Consider the following 681-nt stretch of genomic DNA (forward strand, 5'->3'; position numbering starts at 1 on the left):
GTCGGTCACGGTAGTGCTGACCGGCGTTTTGTCAGCCACGAGGTTCTCGTAGTTACCGCCGGTCACGTTGGTGATCGCGTTGGTCAGCGGTGCATGACCGGTCAAAACGTCGTTTGGCGCGGTAGTGGTTGCGGTGCCGGTAGTCTGGCCTACACCGATGGTGATGGTTTGACCGTTCGACAGGGTTACCACGACTGGCGAACCGGTTACTGGCGCGCCGACGGTTGCGGTGTAGACGACGTTGCCGCCTTCAGCCGCTGTACCGGTCGCGGTCAGTTTCACCGTGGTGGTGTCGATGGTGTCGGTGACGCTGGTCACAGCCGGCGTCGTGCTCGGCACCAGGTTCTCGAAGTTACCACCGGTGGCGGTGCTGATCGTCGCCTGCACGGTGCCGGCGTCTTTGTAGACGTCGTCGGCCGGGGCTGGAACGGTCACGGTGCCAGTGGTTTTACCGGCGTCGATGGTGATCACTGCGCCGTTCGACAGGGTGACGGTCACTGGCGAGCCAGCGGCGTTGGTCAGGGTCGCGGTGTAAACGATCGAGCCGCCTTCAGCCACCGAGCCGGTCGCGCTCAGCGACAGGTTGGTGGTGTCGACGGTGTCGGTCACGGTGGTGCTGACCGGAGTTTTGTCGGCAACAAGGTTCTCGTAGTTGCCGCCGGTCACGTTGGTGATCGAGTT

The 681-nt window shown here is 63.1% G+C and carries 1 protein-coding gene; it reads right to left on the reverse strand.

Annotated elements, in window-relative coordinates; all coding sequences use genetic code 11:
* Positions 1 to 681: immunoglobulin-like domain-containing protein (locus PMI23_RS17450; RefSeq protein WP_007950030.1), on the reverse strand; the 681-nt coding region annotated here is incomplete at both ends.

This window comes from Pseudomonas sp. GM24, assembly GCF_000282235.1.
Classification (GTDB): domain Bacteria; phylum Pseudomonadota; class Gammaproteobacteria; order Pseudomonadales; family Pseudomonadaceae; genus Aquipseudomonas.